This window comes from Bradyrhizobium sp. USDA 4516, from assembly GCF_054055915.1.
Genome location: NZ_JBSRXT010000001.1, coordinates 1,586,441 through 1,604,058 on the forward strand (window position 1 = coordinate 1,586,441; position 17,618 = coordinate 1,604,058).

16 protein-coding genes and 1 pseudogene are annotated in these 17,618 nt (G+C 65.5%); 5 read left to right on the forward strand and 12 right to left on the reverse strand.

Going from position 1 to position 17,618, the window contains the following annotated elements:
- The 4 genes from ACVI1L_RS07465 (at position 1) to ACVI1L_RS07480 (ending at position 4,294) form a co-directional block, all read left to right on the forward strand.
- On the forward strand, positions 1 to 948 hold the full coding sequence (locus ACVI1L_RS07465) for a heme/hemin ABC transporter substrate-binding protein (protein ID WP_456782600.1): 948 nt from the start codon (positions 1 to 3) through the stop codon (positions 946 to 948).
- A complete protein-coding gene (locus ACVI1L_RS07470) occupies positions 945 to 2,045 on the forward strand; it encodes a FecCD family ABC transporter permease (protein WP_456782601.1) in 1,101 nt (366 codons plus the stop codon). Before ACVI1L_RS07465 ends, ACVI1L_RS07470 begins: the two co-directional genes overlap by 4 nt.
- A complete protein-coding gene (locus ACVI1L_RS07475) occupies positions 2,042 to 2,833 on the forward strand; it encodes a heme ABC transporter ATP-binding protein (RefSeq protein WP_456782602.1) in 792 nt (263 codons plus the stop codon). Before ACVI1L_RS07470 ends, ACVI1L_RS07475 begins: the two co-directional genes overlap by 4 nt.
- A gap of 108 nt (positions 2,834 to 2,941) precedes the next feature.
- Positions 2,942 to 4,294: an esterase-like activity of phytase family protein gene (locus ACVI1L_RS07480; RefSeq protein WP_456782603.1), complete on the forward strand. Its 1,353-nt coding sequence runs from the start codon at positions 2,942 to 2,944 to the stop codon at positions 4,292 to 4,294.
- Positions 4,295 to 4,672: 378 nt separating this feature from the next.
- Here the strand turns inward: ACVI1L_RS07480 and ACVI1L_RS07485 are convergent, their stop codons facing one another.
- From ACVI1L_RS07485 to ACVI1L_RS07500, 4 genes and pseudogenes are all read right to left on the reverse strand, one after another.
- Positions 4,673 to 5,509, reverse strand: a complete 837-nt coding sequence (locus ACVI1L_RS07485) for an enoyl-CoA hydratase-related protein (protein WP_076829918.1) — start codon at positions 5,507 to 5,509, stop codon at positions 4,673 to 4,675.
- Between the two features lie 169 nt (positions 5,510 to 5,678).
- Complete coding sequence (locus ACVI1L_RS07490; RefSeq protein ID WP_456782604.1) at positions 5,679 to 7,352, reverse strand: mucoidy inhibitor MuiA family protein; 1,674 nt, start codon at positions 7,350 to 7,352, stop codon at positions 5,679 to 5,681.
- 180 nt (positions 7,353 to 7,532) lie between these two features.
- Positions 7,533 to 8,066, reverse strand: coding sequence for an MFS transporter (locus tag ACVI1L_RS07495; RefSeq protein WP_456782605.1), 534 nt, complete (start codon positions 8,064 to 8,066; stop codon positions 7,533 to 7,535).
- 85 nt (positions 8,067 to 8,151) lie between these two features.
- Positions 8,152 to 9,021 (reverse strand): annotated as a pseudogene (locus ACVI1L_RS07500) (MFS transporter); the annotation flags it as partial.
- Between the two features lie 27 nt (positions 9,022 to 9,048).
- Between ACVI1L_RS07500 and ACVI1L_RS07505 the strand changes: the two are divergent.
- Positions 9,049 to 9,507, forward strand: coding sequence for a MarR family winged helix-turn-helix transcriptional regulator (locus tag ACVI1L_RS07505; RefSeq protein WP_076830085.1), 459 nt, complete (start codon positions 9,049 to 9,051; stop codon positions 9,505 to 9,507).
- Positions 9,508 to 9,580: 73 nt separating this feature from the next.
- Here the strand turns inward: ACVI1L_RS07505 and ACVI1L_RS07510 are convergent, their stop codons facing one another.
- The 8 genes from ACVI1L_RS07510 to ACVI1L_RS07545 form a co-directional block, all read right to left on the reverse strand.
- Entirely contained in the window at positions 9,581 to 10,753 is a 1,173-nt protein-coding gene (locus tag ACVI1L_RS07510) for a thiolase family protein (RefSeq protein WP_057017940.1), read from the reverse strand.
- 260 nt (positions 10,754 to 11,013) lie between these two features.
- Positions 11,014 to 12,603, reverse strand: coding sequence for a phosphoglycerate dehydrogenase (gene serA / locus ACVI1L_RS07515; protein WP_028333510.1), 1,590 nt, complete (start codon positions 12,601 to 12,603; stop codon positions 11,014 to 11,016).
- A 228-nt stretch (positions 12,604 to 12,831) separates the two neighbouring features.
- Positions 12,832 to 14,004: a phosphoserine transaminase gene (locus ACVI1L_RS07520; RefSeq protein WP_057017938.1), complete on the reverse strand. Its 1,173-nt coding sequence runs from the start codon at positions 14,002 to 14,004 to the stop codon at positions 12,832 to 12,834.
- 78 nt (positions 14,005 to 14,082) lie between these two features.
- Complete coding sequence (locus ACVI1L_RS07525) at positions 14,083 to 14,295, reverse strand: hypothetical protein (protein WP_050382779.1); 213 nt, start codon at positions 14,293 to 14,295, stop codon at positions 14,083 to 14,085.
- Between the two features lie 168 nt (positions 14,296 to 14,463).
- Positions 14,464 to 14,934 (reverse strand): GNAT family N-acetyltransferase, encoded by a 471-nt coding sequence (locus ACVI1L_RS07530; RefSeq protein ID WP_456782606.1) that lies wholly within the window; start codon positions 14,932 to 14,934, stop codon positions 14,464 to 14,466.
- 18 nt (positions 14,935 to 14,952) lie between these two features.
- A complete protein-coding gene (locus ACVI1L_RS07535) occupies positions 14,953 to 15,543 on the reverse strand; it encodes a glutathione S-transferase family protein (protein ID WP_456782607.1) in 591 nt (196 codons plus the stop codon).
- A gap of 82 nt (positions 15,544 to 15,625) precedes the next feature.
- A complete protein-coding gene (locus ACVI1L_RS07540; RefSeq protein ID WP_229190707.1) occupies positions 15,626 to 16,510 on the reverse strand; it encodes an outer membrane protein in 885 nt (294 codons plus the stop codon).
- A gap of 201 nt (positions 16,511 to 16,711) precedes the next feature.
- Entirely contained in the window at positions 16,712 to 17,560 is an 849-nt protein-coding gene (locus tag ACVI1L_RS07545; RefSeq protein ID WP_176937006.1) for an outer membrane protein, read from the reverse strand.
- Between the last annotated feature and the right edge of the window lie 58 nt (positions 17,561 to 17,618).

The window sequence follows — 17,618 nt, forward strand, 5'->3', positions numbered from 1 at the left end:
ATGACAATTTGTCGCACGCTCGCTTTGCTCGCCTTCTCTCTGCTGCCGATCGAAGCCGTGACGGCCGAGGGCATCACCGTGCATGACGCACGCGACCGCGACGTCGTGATCGACAATCCGTCGCGGATCGTCTCGATCGGCGGCGCGATCACCGAGATTCTCTATGCCCTCGGCTTCGAGGACCGCATCGCCGGCGTCGATGCGACCAGCCTCTACCCGCCGGCTGCGCTGCGCGACAAGCCCGACGTCGGCTATATGCGCCAGCTGTCGCCGGAGGGCGTGCTCGGCCTGCACCCGTCGCTGGTGCTCGCGGTGCAGGGCTCCGGGCCGAAGGAGACCATGGACGTGCTGGAAGCGGCCAAGGTGCCGCTGGTGCTGGTGCCCGAGACGTTCTCGGAGGCCGGGCTGGTCGAGAAGATCAGACTGGTGGGCCACGCCATGGGCGCCGATCCGCGCGCCGCCTGCCTGACCACGGCGGTGGAGAGCGATCTCGCGCAACTGCGCGCGCTGCGTGCCAAGGTAACGAAGCCGGTGCGCGTGATGTTCGTGATGTCGCTGTTGAACGGCCGGGCGATGGCGGCGGGCCACAAGACCGCGGCGGACGAGATCATCCGGCTTGCCGGCGGCGTCAACGCCATCGATGGTTACGACGGCTACAAGCCGGTCAATGACGAGGCCATCGTGGCGGCGAAACCGGATGTCGTGCTGTCGATCGATCGCGGCAAGGATTCGCTGACGTCGGATGCCGTGTTCGCGCATCCGGCCTTCGCGCTGACGCCGGTCGCGGCCAACAAGGCCTTCATCTCGATGGAAGGCCTTTATCTGCTCGGCTTCGGACCGCGCACCGCGGCCGCGGCACGCGACCTCTCGGTCAAGCTTTATCCGGCGCTGGCGCCGGAGGCCGACTACTTCAAGCCGGCAGCGCTGACCGCGAATTGCCGGCAATGAGCGTGCTGGCCGAACGCCGCCGGCGTGCGAAACGACGGCGCGCCGGCATGTCGCTGCGGCCGGCCGCGACACTCACCCTGCTCTGCCTGCTTGCGGCGCTCGCAGGCACCGCCCTCGTCGCCCTGACGGTCGGGGCTGCCGGCATTCCAATGGCTCGGCTTCCGGCGGCGCTTGGGCTTTGGGCTGATCGTGTCGCCAACCCGCTGCTCGCACGCGACCAGCTCGTGGTGTGGTCGATCCGCATCCCGCGGATCGCGGCGGCGGCGATGGTCGGCGGCCTCCTTGCCGTATCAGGCTCGATCATGCAGGGCCTGTTCCGCAATCCCCTTGCCGACCCCGCGCTGGTCGGCGTCTCCTCCGGCGGCGCGTTTGCCGCGGCGGCCGCGATCGTGTTCACCGACAGCCATCTCGGCGAAAGCCTGCGCTTCCTGCAACACCAGCTGCTGCCGATCGCGGCCTTTGCCGGCTCGCTGATCACGACCGTCGTGCTTTACGGCATCGCCAGCCGCGGCGGCCGGACATCGATTGCGATCTTCCTGCTGGCCGGGCTCGCGATCGCCGCGATCGCCAATGCCGGCATCGGCCTTCTGGTGTTCGTCGCCGACGACCGCCAGCTTCGCGACATCACCTTCTGGCTGCTCGGCTCGCTCAGCGGCGCGACCTGGAGCAAGCTCACGGCGCTGGCGCCGGTGCTGGCGGTCGCGCTGGCCGCCTGCCTCTCGATCGCGCGCGGGCTCGACGTGCTGGTGCTCGGCGAGGCGGAGGCGTTCCACAGCGGCGTCGACGTCGAACGGCTGAAGCGGATCTCGATCGTGCTGGTGTCGGCGATGACCGGGGTCGCGGTCTCGGTCTGCGGCGTGGTCGGTTTCGTCGGCATCGTGGTGCCGCATCTGTTGCGGCTGGTGATCGGGCCCGCGCATCGGCTGCTGCTGCCGGCCTCCGCGCTGCTCGGCGCCATCCTCCTGGTCGGCGCCGACACCGTGGCGCGCACCATCGTGGCACCCGCGGAAATGCCGATCGGCATCCTGACGGCAGCGATCGGCGCGCCGTTCTTCCTCGCCATGCTGCTGCGGCAGCGCGGGCTGGTGTCGCTATGACGGCCCTGCTCGAAGCACAGTCGGTATCGATGACGGTCGGCGGCGCGACGCTGGTCGATGCGGTGTCGCTGCAGATCGGTGCCGGCGAGATGGTCGCGATCGTCGGTCCCAACGGCGCCGGCAAATCGACCCTGCTGCGGATGCTGTCGGGCGACCTGCGCCCGTCGCGCGGAGCGATCAGGCTCAGGCAGCGCGACCTGCAGGTTTACGGCCCGCGCGCGCTGGCGCAGCACCGCGCGATGCTGTCGCAGCACGTCAACGTCACCTTCCCGTTCACCGTCGAGGAAATCGTCAGCATGGGCGCCGGCGAAAGCCCGCGCGCGGTGGTCGAGGCGGCGCTCGACGAGGTCGGGCTGGCGCGTTTCCGTTTCAGGCAATTGCCGACGCTGTCGGGCGGCGAGCAGCAGCGGGCGCATTTCGCCCGCGTGCTGGTGCAGCTCGCCTGCGGCGAAGCGCTGCATGGACCGGGACTGTTGCTGCTGGACGAGCCGACCTCGAGCCTCGATCTGCGGCACCAGATCGACCTGGTCGAAACGGCCCGGCGGCGCGCCGCCCGCGGCACCGCGGTGATCGCGATCCTGCACGACCTCAACCTCGCGATGCGGTTCGCCGACCGCATCCTGCTGCTGCACCGCGGCCGGCTTGCCGTCGACGGCGACCGTACGGCGGCGATGAAGGCCGAGACGCTGCGCGAGATCTTCGAGATCGACGCTGCGATCGCCTATACCGGAAACGGCGTGCCGTTCCTGCTGCCGCAGACGATGCAGCCGGCGGGCAAGGCGACGTAACGCCGCAAGCCTTATCCCGCCGCAACATCCGCGGTTCACAAAACTGTCAGCCGGCTGTAACAGGCGGCTCGGAGAACACCGCATCGTTTATCCTTTGGGAGATCAACCATGCGCCTGTCCCTGCTCTGCTCCGTCGCCTCGATCCTGCTCGCCACATCGGCATTCGCGCAGGGTGAGGGCGAATTCCCGGCGACGCTGGCGGGACACGCCGTGATGCCGGCGGAGAGCTTCATCGACGCGCCCGCCGACGCCCCTGATGATCTGAAGACCTCGGGCAAATACACCACCGGCAAGCGCGTCGACGCCATCGGCGCCGTGATGGGCAAATCGTACGAGCGGCCGACCGGCGTGTCGCTGCCGTTCAAGGGCCAGCCGCTGCAGGGCCATTCCGGCATCAAGGTGATGCCCGACGGCTCGTTCTGGGTGATCACCGACAACGGCATGGGCTCGCGCTACAACTCGGCGGACTCGATGCTGTACCTGAACCGGCACAAGATCGACTGGGCGAGCGGCAAGATCGAGCGTCAGGAGACGGTGTTCCTGCACGATCCCGACAGGAAGGTGCCGTTCCGCATCGTCCACGAGGACACCGCCAAGCGCTATTTGACCGGTGCCGATTTCGACACCGAAGGCTTCCAGATCATCAACGACATTTTCTGGATCGGCGATGAATTCGGGCCCTACATCCTCAAGGCCGACAAGACCGGCAAGATCCTCGCCGTGTTCGAGACCGTCGCCGACGGCAAGCCGGTGCGCTCGCCGGATCACTGGGCGGTGCAGTCGCCCGGCGCGCCCGGCGCCAGCTACACCAACGTCAACCTGCGCCGCTCCAAGGGCTATGAAGGTTTTGCTTCCTCCAAGGACGGCAAGTTCCTTTACGGCCTGCTCGAGGGGCCTCTGTGGGATGCCGACAAGAAGGATTCGGAGAAGGTCGACGGCAAGGAGGCCTCACGCATCCTGGAATTCGACGTCGCGGCGGAGAAGTTCACCGGACGCACCTGGCAGTATGTGTTCGAGCAGAACGGCAATGCGATCGGCGACTTCAACATGATCGATCCGGCCCAGGGCCTCGTGATCGAGCGCGACAATGGCGAAGGCACCGCCGACAAGGCCTGCCCGCAAGGCCAGCGCGGCGAGAACTGTTTTCCTGATCTCGCCAAGTTCAAGCGCGTCTACAAGATCGAGCTGTCCGATGCCAATGTCGGCAAGCCGGTGCGCAAGATCGCCTATATCGAGCTGATGAAGATTCGCGATCCGAACAAAAAGGCGCGCAAGCCGCTCAACGACGGCGTCTACACCTTCCCGTTCTTCACCATCGAGAACGTCGACCGGGTCGACGAGACCCACATCATCGTCGGCAACGACAACAACCTGCCGTTCTCCTCGAGCCGCGACCCGAACAAGGCCGATGACGACGAGTTCGTGCTGCTCGAGGTCGGCGAGTTCCTGAAGGCGAAGTGAGGCGGCGCTCGCCACGCACAACAGTGTCGTCGCCCGGCTCGACCGGGCGCCCCAGTATTCCAGAGGCGCCCGAGCTCAACGGACAAGCCGCGGCGTACTGGATGCCCCGCTCAAGGCGGGGCATGACAACGAATATGCGGATAGCGTGATGCTCATCCCGGCACGACGGCCATTCCGTCATCCCCGCGCAAAGGCTACGCCTTTGTCGCTGGAGGTGCGAGCCTTGCGACGCAATTGCGCCGCTGGGCGAGCCTCGAAGGATGCACGGCCCCCGATGCAGCCGCGCGGAGACAGCCGGGCCGCCGCCCCTCGAGACGGCCGCTTTGCGGCCTCCTCAGGGTGACGGCGATACAGCTCAGCGCGCGGCTTGCGTGATCCTCACTCCTTCTTCGTCCGGTAATCTCCGAACGTCGTGTCGCGCTGGTCGAGCTGGGCCTTCACGCTGCCGCCGTCGCGGCGGAAGCCCGCCATGTAGGCCTTGCTGGCCTCGGTCGTGAAGGCCAGCGCCTGGATCTCGGTGCCGGCCCGCATCGCGGCGCGGGCACCCATGATTTCCATCGCGCGGTGGACGCTACGCTTGTTGAGCTGCTGCAGCTCGATCGGCACCTTCGCCGCGCGCTCGGCGAAATCCAGCGTCTTCGCCTCCAGTTCGGTGAGCGGAAACGACCGGGTCGCATAGCCCCATTCGGCGGCCTCGCGGCCGGACATCGCGTCGCCCGTCAGCATCAATTCCATCGCGCGTCGCATGCCGACCAGCCACGGGTGATACTGCATGTCGGGCGGGCTCATCAGCCGCACCGGCGGATAGCCGATCTGGGCGTCGTCGGCGACATAAACCACGTCGCAAGCGGTCGCGAGCTCGGTGCCGCCGGCGAGGCAATAGCCGTGCACCTGCGCGATCACGGGCTTTGCGAGATCCCAGATCGAGAACCAGCCCTCGACGACATGGCGCGACCATTGGCCGGGCCCGGATGCCGAGTGATAGGGCTGGTCGACGCGATTGTCGGCGGAGAGATCGTAGCCCGCCGAGAAGCAGGGTCCGGCGCCGCGCAGGATCGAGATCGAAATTTCGGGATCGCGGTCGGCCTGCTCCAGCACCTCGAAGATCTCGCCGCGCAGGCGATTGTTCAGCGCGTTGCGCTTCTCGGGGCGGTTCAGCGTGATGCGGCGGACGCGCGGACGCGGATCATCGACGATGATGTGCTGGTAGCTCATGGATCCTCCCGATCTCAGGCTTTGTTGCCTTTGGCAAAGTGATGCCCGAGATCGGCAGGGTTGTCATCGGCAGATGACGCAGGTCCTCATAGCGTTTTCAAGCGAAGTGGGTTCCGGTTCGCGTGAAGAAAACGCGTCAAGCAACAACGCTAGAGCCCCGGCACGGGCTCTAGCCCGCCGGCACCATCACGACGCCCTTGTCCTTGGGCCAGCGCATTCGCCAGGCGAAATTGATGTCCCTGATATCACCGGCCTTGGCCTCGAACGCCCATTCCAGCACGCCGCGCTTGTCGCGCAGATTGGTGGTCGTGGCAGGCGTCGACGACGGCAGCATCTCCACCACGATATCGTCGTTCTCGCTGACTGGGAGCTGATCCTGGACCGCGACCTTGATCGGGAAGTCGTGGCCGTTGCGCACCGTGGTCTTGAAGGCGCGCTCGTCGGTCTTCGACGTGGTCACGATCAGTCCGGCGGAGCCCTCGTTGCGCTTCACCACCGTGCGTTCGATCTTGACCTTGTCGTCGGCGCCGAAACCGAGCCGCACGGTCTCGTCCTTCGCGGCGGTGGCCATCCGGCTGCGGCCGACAAAGATACCGTCGCGGTAGATCGAGATTTGCCCCGGCAGCAACGGCGCATCGTCGGCCTGCACGAAGCTCGCTTCCAGGAACGCGGTCGGGTCGATCACCGGAACGGCGCGAACCGCGAGATCGGGGGTGATGGTCGCCGTCGAGATGCGCAGGCTCTTCGCGCCCTCATTGGCGGCAACGCTGACGCGGCCGGGAATCTTGAAGGTGGCCTGGAAGGCGCCGACCTCGGCGGTGGCTTCCAGTTCGTCCATGCGTCCCCCACCAAAGCGGAATTGCTGAACCGCGTCGGCGGCCGGCGCGGGTGCCAGCGCCTCGCGCGACCGCATGCTGGCCTCTCCCGAAAGCTTCGCCAGCGGCCGCGGCGGCTGCGGATATTGCACGATCAGCGAGCGGAGGTCGGGCGCATTGCCGCCGCGCGCGACCCGCACGGTGGAGACGACGAGCGCCACGCTCGACCAGTCCTCGCCGGTCGACTGGGTGATCTCGGCGCGGCGCACCAGTTCGATCGCGGGCTTGCGGTCTTTGGCGCCGGTGTCGAGCCGGGCGTCATAGAGCGGCGTCCAGCGCGCGTCGGGAACCGCATAGGTGACCCGCAAGGTCGCCTTGGTCGCCGCCTGCGAGGCGACATCGATCCGCACCTCGACCTTGCTCGGCGGCTTGCTGGTGCGATCGGCTGCGAGCTGCGCAAGATCGCGGTCGATCACGCGGATCTTGCGCTCGGCGTCACGGATCGCGCTGTCGGCGGTTGCGACCTCGTCGGCCACCGCCGAGAACGCCGCGCGCCACTCGCTGAGCGGACGCGCCTCGCCCTTTTCGCCGAGGCCCGCGGGTGACGCCTCGGCAAACCGCTCAGCAAATTTGCGCCGCGCCTCGGCCGCGCTGATCAGTCCCTGCAAATCGGCGCGCTGATCGTTCAGCGCCTCGATGCGCTTGTCGATCTCGGAGAGATTTTGCGGCAGCAGCGGCCCCGGCAGCTTGGTGTCGATCGCGCCTATCGTGAGCTTCGCTCCGCCCTCGCCTTCGACCCGCAGCGAGGACGGATCGAGCCCGATCGGGAAATCCCTGGCGATGAGGGTGTTGTCGCCGGCAGGCAGATCCAGCGTGATGACGCGGGTGACGCTCGCGCCATCGGGATAGACGGTCACGGCATCGACCTGCGAGGCCGCATCGAGATTGGCCGCTTGCAGCGGCCCGGCAACCAGCGCACCCGCCAGCACTAGGCTGGTGGTCACAAGATAATTCGCAATCCTACACATGACATCCCTCCGGAAAAAAACGCCGCATCGCGCGCGAGACGAACGGCGCGCCGGGCTCGACTGCGCGCCGTTTCTCGTGGTGAGACGCAGCGAGGAAGGGACTGGTTCGATTGAGGTTTCCCTGCGGCGCGACGATGGCGCCGCCGCGGCTGCCGCATGGCGCGGCGATGTCTTTCGGCGTTAGCGATCTGCCTTGCGCCGGATGAACAGATAATTCGGCACGAAGCCGGCCAAGGTGATCGCGATCATGATCCACCAGCCGCGCTGAAACGCTGCGATCCGCTCGGTCATCGAGACCGGCGTTGCAAGGATCGCCACAAAGATCGCGACGCCGATCGCCAGTGCCGCCTGCCGGATCATGTTGATGACGCCGGAGCCGGTGGCAAACGACGACGGCGGCAGCGCGCCGGCGCCGACGCCCATCAGGGTCGGAAAGGTCAGCCCGACGCCGATACCGATCAGCATCACGCCCGCGACGACGGCAGGCGCATTGGGGTCGGCCCCGAGCAGCGTCGCCCAGATCGCGAGGCCGGCCGCGAACAGCAGGATTCCGGCGGAGACGACGGCCGCGGCGCCAAACCGCGCAATCAGCCGGCCGGCAAACAGCAGCGAGGTGATCGGCACCATCAGCGGGCCGGGAGCGATCGCAAGGCCGGTCTTCAACGCCGACCAGCCCCATACCGTCTGCTCCCACAAGGCGCAGGACAGCAGCATGGGCGCCGAAGGCCGCCGAATAAGGCGCCATCACCAACGACGCGCCGGTGAACGGCCTGACCGCGAACAGCGCAGGATCGACGAAGGGATTCCTCGATCTGAGGCAATGCCACGCGAAGGCGGCGAGCGAGACGGTCGCGACGGCAAAGCCAAGCACGACGCCGCGCGAACTCCATCCCCAATCGTTCGCCTTCACAATCGCAAATGTCAGCGCACCGATACCGGAGGTCACCAGCAGCGCAGCCCATGAACTCGGACGCGGCACGTCGTGACCGGGCACTTCGGGCAATTTCAGCCAGCCGACGATCAGTGCGACGACGCCGATCGGGACATTGACGATGAAGATCCAGCGCCAGTCGAAGGTGACCAGCACGCCTCCCGCGAGCGGGCCCAGTGCGGCGGCAAGGCCGCCGATCGCCGTCCAGGTGCGCACCGCCCCGGCGCGTTGCTCGGGCGGAAACGACGCCAGCAGCAGGCCGATCGAGGTTGGCGTCATCAATGCCGCACCGGCCGCTTGCGCCACGCGGGAGACGACCAGGAACTCGACACTGGAGGCCAGCGCACATGCCGCCGACGCGGCCGTGAACAGCGCGACGCCGAGCAGGAAGCTGAGATTGCGGCTGTGGCGTTCGGCGAGCCGGCCGAAGAACACCAGCAACGCCGCGTAGGCAATGGCGTAGGCATTGAGGATCCAGGACAAATCCTCAAGCGAGGCGGCGCGAAATTCCTGCGCGATGTTCGACAGCCCGACATTGACGATGAACAGATCGAGATTGGCGAGGCAAATTCCGACCGACACGATCGCAAGCACCTGGCGCGGGGTTGCGGTGGCGACGCAGGACCGCGGCCGCGCATCAGGTTCGACGACCAGATCGATGGTCTCCGCCTCTACCTCCGACATCACACCCTCCGAAATACGTGCATATGCATCTATTGCCATTAGGTGCATATGCATGTATCTGTCAAGTCCTCGGAGGCAGCGATGGCGAAAACGGAACCCAGCCGGTGTAATCTCACGGCGTTGCGCAAGGCGACGCGGCGGGTGTCGCAGCTCTACGATCAGGTCCTTGCGACATCCGGCCTGCGCGGCACGCAACGGGCGATTCTGGTCTATGTCAGGCGGTCGGGCGCGCCGACGATGGGCGAGCTTGCCGCAGCCCTGGTGCTCGACCGCACCGCGCTGAACCACAACCTCAAGCCGCTCGAGCGCGACGGTCTGTTGACCATCACCGTCGACAAGAGCGACCGGCGCAGCCGGCTGGTGCGGCTCACCAAGCGCGGCGAAGCCAGGCTCGAGGAATCACAGGCCGCATGGCTCAAGGCGCAGGAGCGCTTCGAGACCGCCTTCGGCGCAAGGCAGGCCGCCGATCTCCGGCAGACGCTCGAACTGATTGCCTCGCTCGAGTTTGACGAGCGCGCGCTTACCTCACCGGCGAGCTAGCCGGCTCCAAATGATAAGCGGCCCGGCGTTGCCGCCGGGCCGCTCGTTCGCACACGATCAGTGTCGATCACGCTTAGCTGTAGATCTCGAACAGGCCGGCGCCGCCCTGGCCGCCGCCGATGCACATGGTCACGACGCCCCACTTGGCCTTGCGGCGACGGCCTTCCTGCAGCAGGTGGCCGGTGAGCCGGGCGCCGGTCATGCCGAAGGGATGGCCGATCGCGATCGAACCGCCATTGACGTTATACTTCTCGGGATCGATGCCGAGCTGGTCGCGCGAATAGAGGCACTGGCTGGCGAACGCCTCGTTGAGCTCCCAGAGATCGATGTCGTCCACCTTCAGGCCGTGGCGCTTGAGCAGCTTCGGCACCGCAAACACCGGACCGATGCCCATCTCGTCGGGCTCGCAGCCGGCCGAGGCCCAGGCCACGAAGCGGCCGAGCGGATTGAGGCCGCGCTTCTCGGCGTCCTTGGCCTCCATCAGCACCACGGCGGCGGCGCCATCGGAGAGCTGGCTGGCATTGCCAGCGGTGATGAACTTGCCCGGGCCCTTGACCGGCTCGAGCTTGGCGAGGCCCTCCAGCGTGGTCTCGGGGCGGTTGCACTCGTCGCGATCGACCACGTAGTCGACGATCGACTCGGCCTTGGTCGCCTTGTCGACCACCTTCATCTTCGTCTTCATTGGGACGATTTCGTCCTTGAACTTGTTGGCCTGCTGCGCGGCGGCCATGCGGCGCTGCGACTCCAGCGAATACTCGTCCTGGTATTCGCGGCTGAGCTTGTAGCGCTCGGCCACGATGTCGGCGGTATCGATCATCGCCATGAAGATGTCGGGCGCGGTCTTGAGCAGCTCGGGATCGATCGATTCCTTCGGCGAGCCGCCGCCGGGAATCGAGATGCTCTCGACGCCGCCGGCGACGATGCAATCGGAGCCGTCGGAACGGATCGAGTTGGCGGCCATCGCGATGGTCTGCAGGCCCGACGAGCAGAAGCGGTTCACGGAGACGCCCGCGGTCGACTTCGGCAGGCCGGCGAGCAGCGCCGCCTGGCGGCCGATGTTCGGCGCGCCATGCGCGCAATTGCCGAGATAGCAATCCTCGACATATTCCTTGTCGACGCCTGCGCGGTCGACCGCGTGCTTGATGGCGTGCGCGGCGAGCGACATCGGCGGGGTGATGTTGAATCCGCCACGGCCGGACTTTGCCAGGCCGGTGCGCGCGTAGGAAACGATTACGGCTTCACGCATTGTTTTCTCCCTCTGAGATGACGGTCATTGTGGCGCGTCGTGGCCCGTTCGTACACATTTTTCGGCGGGCGCAACAGCAATACCGGACGCCCCGGAACGACAAACGCCGCCTCCGGGACCGGAGACGGCGTCATGTTCCGCAGATCGGAATATGGACTGCTTGAGCGGTATCTTCCTTCCGTCATGCCGGGCGTTCCGGGCGATGACGAGGACCGCTCAAACAGCGTTTGAAACGCCAGCGCCTTTAAAACGTCAGCGGCTCAGAACGTCAGTGCCTTGGCCTGCTTCACCTGCGGCAGTGTCTGTACCTTGGCGAGCAGCTCCGCCGGCACCGCGCCGTCGACCTCGACCAGCGCAATGGCATCGCCGCCCTGCTTGACGCGGCCGAGATGGAAGGTCGCGATATTGATTTTCGCATCACCCAAGAGGCTCGCGAACGCGCCGATGAAGCCCGGCTTGTCCTCGTTGGTCACGTAGATCATCGACTTGCCGAACTCGGCGTCGACGCGGATGCCCTTGATGTCGACGAGACGCGGCTTGCCGTCGGCGTAGACGGTGCCGGACACCGAACGCTCCTGACGCTCGGTGGTGACTGTGACCGTGATCAGGCTTTCATAGTCGCTCTGCGCGGCGCGGACGACCTCGTCCACCACCATGCCGCGCTCCTTGGCGACGACCGGCGCCGAGACCACGTTGACCTCGCCCAGCATCGGCCGCAGCAGGCCCGACAGCACCGCCGAGGTGATCGCCTTGATCTTCATCTCGGCGACGTGGCCCTCATAGGTGATCTCAGTCTTGAGGATGCCGCTCTCGGTGAGCTGGCCGGCGAACGAGCCGAGCTTCTCGGCGAGCTCGATGAACGGCTTCAGCTTCGGCGCCTCTTCCGCGGTGATCGAGGGGAAGTTGACCGCGTTGGAAATCGCGCCCGACAACAGATAGTCCGACATCTGCTCGGCGACCTGCAGCGCGACGTTTTCCTGCGCTTCGGTGGTGGAGGCGCCCAGATGCGGGGTGCAGATCACGTTGGGATGGCCGAACAGCACGTTCGAGGTCGCCGGCTCCTCGACGAACACGTCGAAGGCGGCGCCCGCGACATGCTTGGAATTCAGCGCGTCGACCAGCGCCTGCTCGTCGACCAGGCCGCCACGCGCGCAGTTGATGATGCGCACGCCCTTCTTCATCTTGGCGATCGCGGCCGCATCGATCACGTTGCGGGTCTTCTCGGTCAGCGGCGTATGCAGCGTGATGAAGTCGGCGCGCTTCAAGAGATCGTCGAGCTCGACCTTCTCGACGCCGATGTCCTTGGCGCGCTCCGGCGACAGGAACGGATCGAACGCGATCACCTTCATGCGCAGGCCGAGCGCGCGGTCGGCGACGATCGTGCCGATATTGCCGCAGCCGATCACGCCGAGGGTCTTGGCGGTGATTTCGACGCCCATGAAGCGGTTCTTCTCCCACTTGCCGGCCTGGGTCGAGGCGTCGGCCTGCGGAATCTCGCGCGCCAGCGCCAGCATCAGCGTGATCGCGTGCTCGGCGGTCGTGATCGAATTGCCGAACGGCGTATTCATCACGATGATGCCCTTGGCGGTCGCGGCCGGGATCTCGACATTGTCGACGCCGATGCCGGCGCGGCCGATCACCTTGAGCCTCGTCGCCTTCTCGATGAGCTTGGCGGTCGCCTTGGTGGCCGAGCGGATCGCGAGGCCGTCGTAATTGCCGATGATCTCGGCGAGCTTTTCCTTGTCCTTGCCGAGGTTGGGTTGGAAGTCGACCTCGACGCCGCGATCCTTGAAGATCTGGACGGCGGCGGGAGACAGCGCGTCGGAAATCAGAACTTTGGGTTTTGTCATCTCGATTGTTCCTTTGCCCTGCCGCGGGCGGGTCTCCTGGACCGATCTGGTGAAGTCTCTGATCACTTCTCCCTCTCCCGCTCTTGCGGGGGAGGGTTGGGGTGACGGCAGCCACGGGCGAGGAACAAGCCGAAAGGGCCCCTCACCCGGATCGCTCAGGCGCGCAATTGCGCTGCCGAGCAATCCGACCTCTCCCCGCAAGAACGGGAAGAGGTGACAAGAGAAAGCTTATGCCGCCTTGGGCAACGCTGCCTTGGTCTCGGCAAACGCCCAGTCGATCCACTGCGTCAGCAGCTCGACATCCTTAGCCTCGACGGTGGCGCCGCACCAGATCCGCAGACCCGCCGGCGCATCGCGGTAATACGCGAAGTCGAAGCCGGCGTTCTCCTTCTCCACCAGCGCGACCAGCTTCTTGCAGAAGTCGGCCTGTGCGTCTGATGGAAGCGAGGTAATCGCGGGATCGGTGAACTTGAGGCACACCGAGGTGTTGGAGCGGATCGCGGGATCCTTGGCCAGGAAGTCGATCCACGGCGTCTTCGCCTTCCAGTCGGCGAGCGCCTTGGTGTTGGCATCGGCGCGGGCGATCAGCGCCTTCAGGCCGCCGATCGACTTCGCCCAGTTCAACGCATCGAGATAGTCCTCGACGCAGAGCATCGACGGCGTGTTAATGGTCTCGCCTTCAAAGATGCCCTGGTTGAGCTTGCCGCCCTTGGTGAGGCGGAAGATCTTCGGCAGCGGCCAGGCCGGCTTGTAGGTCTCGAGCCGTTCCACCGCGCGCGGCGACAGGATCAGCATCCCGTGCGCGGCTTCACCGCCGAGCGCCTTCTGCCAGGAGAAGGTGACGACATCGAGCTTGGCGAAATCGAGCGGCTGCGCGAAGGCGGCCGAGGTCGCGTCGCAAATCGTCAGGCCTTCGCGATCCGCGCTGATCCAGTCAGCGTTCGGCACGCGCACACCCGAGGTGGTGCCGTTCCAGGTGAAGACGATATCCGACTTCGGATCGACCTTGGAGAGATCGGGGATTTCACCATAAGCCGCGTTGAGCTTGGTGACGTCCTTCAGCTTCAATTCCTTGACGATATCGCTGACCCAGCCCTCGCCGAAGGATTCCCAGGCGAGCGTGGTGACGGGCCGCGCGCCGAGCAGCGACCACAGCGCCATCTCGACCGCGCCGGTGTCCGACGCCGGCACGATGCCGATCTTGTAATCGGCGGGCACCTCAAGCACCTCGCGCGTCAGTTCGATCGCGAGCTTGAGCTTGGCCTTGCCGACTTTCGCGCGATGCGAGCGGCCGAGGGCAGCGTCCTTGAGATTGTTGGGGTTCCAGCCGGGGCGCTTGGCACAGGGGCCGGAGGAAAAATGCGGCACTTCAGGCCGCGAAGCGGGCTTCGCTGCAGTCATAATCTACCCTTCCAGATAGCTGCCTCTCGGTGGGGAGAGGTTTCCCGCGGTCGGGGATAGTGGAAAGGTACCCAAACGTCAAGAAAGTTCGGACTCGTCTGGAACAATCCGGGCATCACGGCTGATTGATGGGGCGTCCTCGACCTGCTGGATCGTCTCCTGATCGAGCAAATCTGCCGCCAGAGTCATGATCTTAACTGCCCTGCGCCGGCTCGATACTTTCAGAATGCGCTTCTCGCCGGCCTGCACGATGTATTCGTTGCCGACCCGCACGATCGAATAATCCGACATTCCAATCCCCAGTTGCCCGCCGCCCCGTGGGAGACGTCCAACATACCGGACTCGTTCCGACCCGTAAAATCACGGAGACCGGCTTAGTTTATTGGCTGTTAACCGGATCGCAGACTATCCGCTGCTGCAGGTATTGCCCGGTAGATGGCACAACTTCTTGCACGCGTTTCAAAAGCGAATCGTCATACCGAGATGGCTGCGCGCGAACCCGAGCCTTTCATAGAAGCGCTGCGCATCGACCCGCGTCTGATGCGTCAGCAGCTCGACGAGCATGCAGCCCCTCGCGCGCGCCTCCGTGACCGCCCACTGCACGAGCTTCTCGCCGATGCCGCGGCTGCGGCAATGCTTTGCAACGCGAACGTCCTCGAGCAGGCCGCGTGAGCCGCCTTGCGAGCTGATGCCCGGCAGAACCGCGAGTTGCAGACAGCCGACGACGACGCCGTCCCCGTCGACGGCGACGACGAGCTGCAAATTGGGATCGCGCTCGACCCGCGCGAAGGCCTCGTAATAGCTTTGCGGCAGCGGATCCTCGATCCGCTCGCGCGCACTGCCGAGCGGATCGTCCGCAAGCATGCCGACGATGGCGGCCACGTCTTCGCGGCGGGCGCGGCGGATCGTGATGGATGAAGCTTCAGTCATGGCGGCATTCACCTGAGGTCAGCGGACCGGCGGCAGCGCGAGCACGCGCTCGGCATCGGCGATCCAGCGACGGATCACGGGATAGCGCGCGAGTTCGAGGCCGCCATCCTCCGCGACACGGGTATAGGCGAGCAGCGAGACGTCGGCGAGCGAGAACGCGTCTCCGACCAAAAATTGCGTCCCCGCAAGATGCCGCTCCAGATGATCGAGCGCGACATAGCCGCGCTTGATGAGATTCGGATCGATCTCCGAGATGGCCTTGCCGAGATACACGGCCTGAAAGCGGCAGACGGCCACATAGGGCTCGTGGCTGTTCTGCTCCCAGAACATCCAGGCATCCATCTGCGCCACGCGATAGGGATCGCTCGGGATCAGGTCGCTGCCGCGCGCGAGATAGCGGATGATGGCGTTGGATTGTGCCAGCGTGCGGCCGTCATCCAGCTCCACCGTCGGCACCTGGCCCCAGCCGTTTCGCTTGAGGAATTCCGCGGTCCGGCTGCCGCCCTTCATGGTGTCGATCTCGACCCATGTGTACGGCAGCGCCAGCCTGTCGCACACCCATTTCACCTTCAGGCAGTTGCCTGAATTGGCGTCGCCGTAGATTTTCATGTGATCGCGCTCCGCACCGTGTGGCGACAGAGCAGCAGTCGCTCCCCGGTCTGTCAACCGTCGCCGGCTACGGCAGCGGCGATCAGAACTTGTAGCCGGCGCCGACCCGGAAGCTGTTCATGTCGACGGCGATATTCTTGACCGCCGCGAAGCGCACATATTCCCACTCGCCGCGGAGAAACAACCCGCCGACCACGCAATATTCAAGCCCGAGGCCCGCGGTCCAGCCGACCGCATAGTTGTTCACCCGCTGCTCCGTCTGGGCGGCGCTGCCTGAGCCCAGGTAGTCGTTATGCTGAATTGTAACGGTGTTGTTGCCGACCGTCTGGGTCTCGGCCCAGGCATCGTACTTGTCAAACGACACCGTCGCCGAACGCGACACGGACATGCGTCCCACCGCAACACCGCCGAACATGTATGGCAGGAAGTTGCCTGCCGCCCATCCGGCGCGTCCACGGAAGGTCGTGACGTCCTTGACCTGCAAGGCGGCGCTCCCCGACAACGTGGTGTTGTAGGTATAGGTGTGCCCGCTCGGAGGAGTCTCGCCCTTGGGATTCACGATCTGCCGCGTCATCGAGTCGCCCGCCGAACTTTCGAGGCCGTTCAGGTAATTGTAGTTGGCCTCGACGCCGAGCACGACGTCGTCCCATTGCCAGTTGCGGCCGACGAACGCGCCGAACCCGTTGCTCTGCGCATGGTTCTTCGGCAGCAGGGCCCAACCCGAAACCGGGTCGGCCAGAACGCTCTCGCGCAGCATGAAGGAGGTCATCGCGCTTGGCGCGTGGCTGAAATCGATGTCGCCGGAGGAATAGCCGATCTGGCCGCCGACGTACCATCCTTCCCAGTTCCCGCTCCTGCTCGGTGCATCGACATAGGAGCCGCGCAGGATCGGAAAGTCCGGCAGGTCGGCAGCCTGCGCGCCGGTCACCGTTCCAATCATCATCGCCGCCAGCACCAACCTACGCATTGCAACGCTCCATCCACCGCACCGATTTCGCGCTGATCATCGCCTGTTAACCTTAACCAATCGTTGTCGCCGCCCGTTTTCGAGCACGCAAGTTGCAGAAGTGCGCGACATGACGCGGCAAGTTCGCGACATGACGTGGCAAAGAAAAACGGCGCGGGATGGTCCCGCGCCGTTGCAATCGTTAACCGTGAAGGCCCGAAATTAACCCTTGCGGATCAGCGGCGGCGGAGGCGGCGGCGGCACGTCGCAGCACGGCAAGTTGAAGCGCACGCCGAGCTTCACGTCCTGCGAGGTGATGTCGCGGTACTGGAAGCTCGAGGGTCCGGCCGGCGTGCCGTCGAAGAAGTGACCTTGGCCGTGGGCGGCAGTGCCCATGTCGAGGTAGCGATAGGCCAGTTCAACCGTGAAGTTGTTGGTGACCTTGTAGGCGACACCGGCATGCAGCGCCCAGGCGAAGTTGGTCTTGGTGGCGCCATCGGCGATGAAGGAGCTGGTGAGGCCCGACCCGCTCGGGAACGTCGCGACGTCGGAGAAGGCCGAGGTCTTGATCGTCGCGGCACCGACACCGGCACCGATGAACGGGGTCAAACAGCCCCAGGTGCCGAGATCAGCGTAGACGTTGACGAGGCCAACCCAGCTCTGGATGCCGCCATGATAGGCGTCGCTCAGCGGGCTGGGCCCGGGGAACGTGAAGAAATCGGTGCCGTTGAAGCTCACCTTCGAGCGATACTCACCGGTGATGTCGGCACGGAACCAGCTGTTGAACTGATAGCCGACGCCGATGCCGTAGAGCACGCCGCCGTCGAAGCCGTGGCCATACTGGTTGAAGGCAGTGCCGGCCGGCAGTGTGTCGTAGGCGTTGACGTGCAGCTTGGCCTGGGTGTTGGTCATGCCGATGTCGCCGCGCAGATACCAGCCGCCGAAATCCTGGACCGGCGGAGGAGCATACGCCATCGGAGGTGGCGGCATGATGGGCATGTCGGCGGCGAACGCCGCCGAGGACAACAGAGATGCCGCACCGGCGGCAATCAGGGTCTTTACGCTACGCATTGGCTTCGTCCTTTTGGGCCAAGTGAGGCGACACGAAAGCCCCACGTCTGAAACTCAC

What these genes read in the sequence shown, in the direction of transcription:
- ACVI1L_RS07465 (WP_456782600.1), top strand. Translation starts at nt 1, where the DNA reads ATGACAATTTGTCGCACGCTCGCTTTGCTCGCCTTCTCTCTGCTGCCG.
- ACVI1L_RS07470 (WP_456782601.1), top strand. Translation starts at nt 945, where the DNA reads ATGAGCGTGCTGGCCGAACGCCGCCGGCGTGCGAAACGACGGCGCGCC.
- ACVI1L_RS07475 (WP_456782602.1), top strand. Translation starts at nt 2,042, where the DNA reads ATGACGGCCCTGCTCGAAGCACAGTCGGTATCGATGACGGTCGGCGGC.
- ACVI1L_RS07480 (WP_456782603.1), top strand. Translation starts at nt 2,942, where the DNA reads ATGCGCCTGTCCCTGCTCTGCTCCGTCGCCTCGATCCTGCTCGCCACA.
- ACVI1L_RS07485 (WP_076829918.1), bottom strand. Translation starts at nt 5,509, where the DNA reads ATGAGCTACCAGCACATCATCGTCGATGATCCGCGTCCGCGCGTCCGC.
- ACVI1L_RS07490 (WP_456782604.1), bottom strand. Translation starts at nt 7,352, where the DNA reads ATGTGTAGGATTGCGAATTATCTTGTGACCACCAGCCTAGTGCTGGCG.
- ACVI1L_RS07495 (WP_456782605.1), bottom strand. Translation starts at nt 8,066, where the DNA reads ATGCTGCTGTCCTGCGCCTTGTGGGAGCAGACGGTATGGGGCTGGTCG.
- ACVI1L_RS07505 (WP_076830085.1), top strand. Translation starts at nt 9,049, where the DNA reads ATGGCGAAAACGGAACCCAGCCGGTGTAATCTCACGGCGTTGCGCAAG.
- ACVI1L_RS07510 (WP_057017940.1), bottom strand. Translation starts at nt 10,753, where the DNA reads ATGCGTGAAGCCGTAATCGTTTCCTACGCGCGCACCGGCCTGGCAAAG.
- serA (WP_028333510.1), bottom strand. Translation starts at nt 12,603, where the DNA reads ATGACAAAACCCAAAGTTCTGATTTCCGACGCGCTGTCTCCCGCCGCC.
- ACVI1L_RS07520 (WP_057017938.1), bottom strand. Translation starts at nt 14,004, where the DNA reads ATGACTGCAGCGAAGCCCGCTTCGCGGCCTGAAGTGCCGCATTTTTCC.
- ACVI1L_RS07525 (WP_050382779.1), bottom strand. Translation starts at nt 14,295, where the DNA reads ATGTCGGATTATTCGATCGTGCGGGTCGGCAACGAATACATCGTGCAG.
- ACVI1L_RS07530 (WP_456782606.1), bottom strand. Translation starts at nt 14,934, where the DNA reads ATGACTGAAGCTTCATCCATCACGATCCGCCGCGCCCGCCGCGAAGAC.
- ACVI1L_RS07535 (WP_456782607.1), bottom strand. Translation starts at nt 15,543, where the DNA reads ATGAAAATCTACGGCGACGCCAATTCAGGCAACTGCCTGAAGGTGAAA.
- ACVI1L_RS07540 (WP_229190707.1), bottom strand. Translation starts at nt 16,510, where the DNA reads ATGCGTAGGTTGGTGCTGGCGGCGATGATGATTGGAACGGTGACCGGC.
- ACVI1L_RS07545 (WP_176937006.1), bottom strand. Translation starts at nt 17,560, where the DNA reads ATGCGTAGCGTAAAGACCCTGATTGCCGCCGGTGCGGCATCTCTGTTG.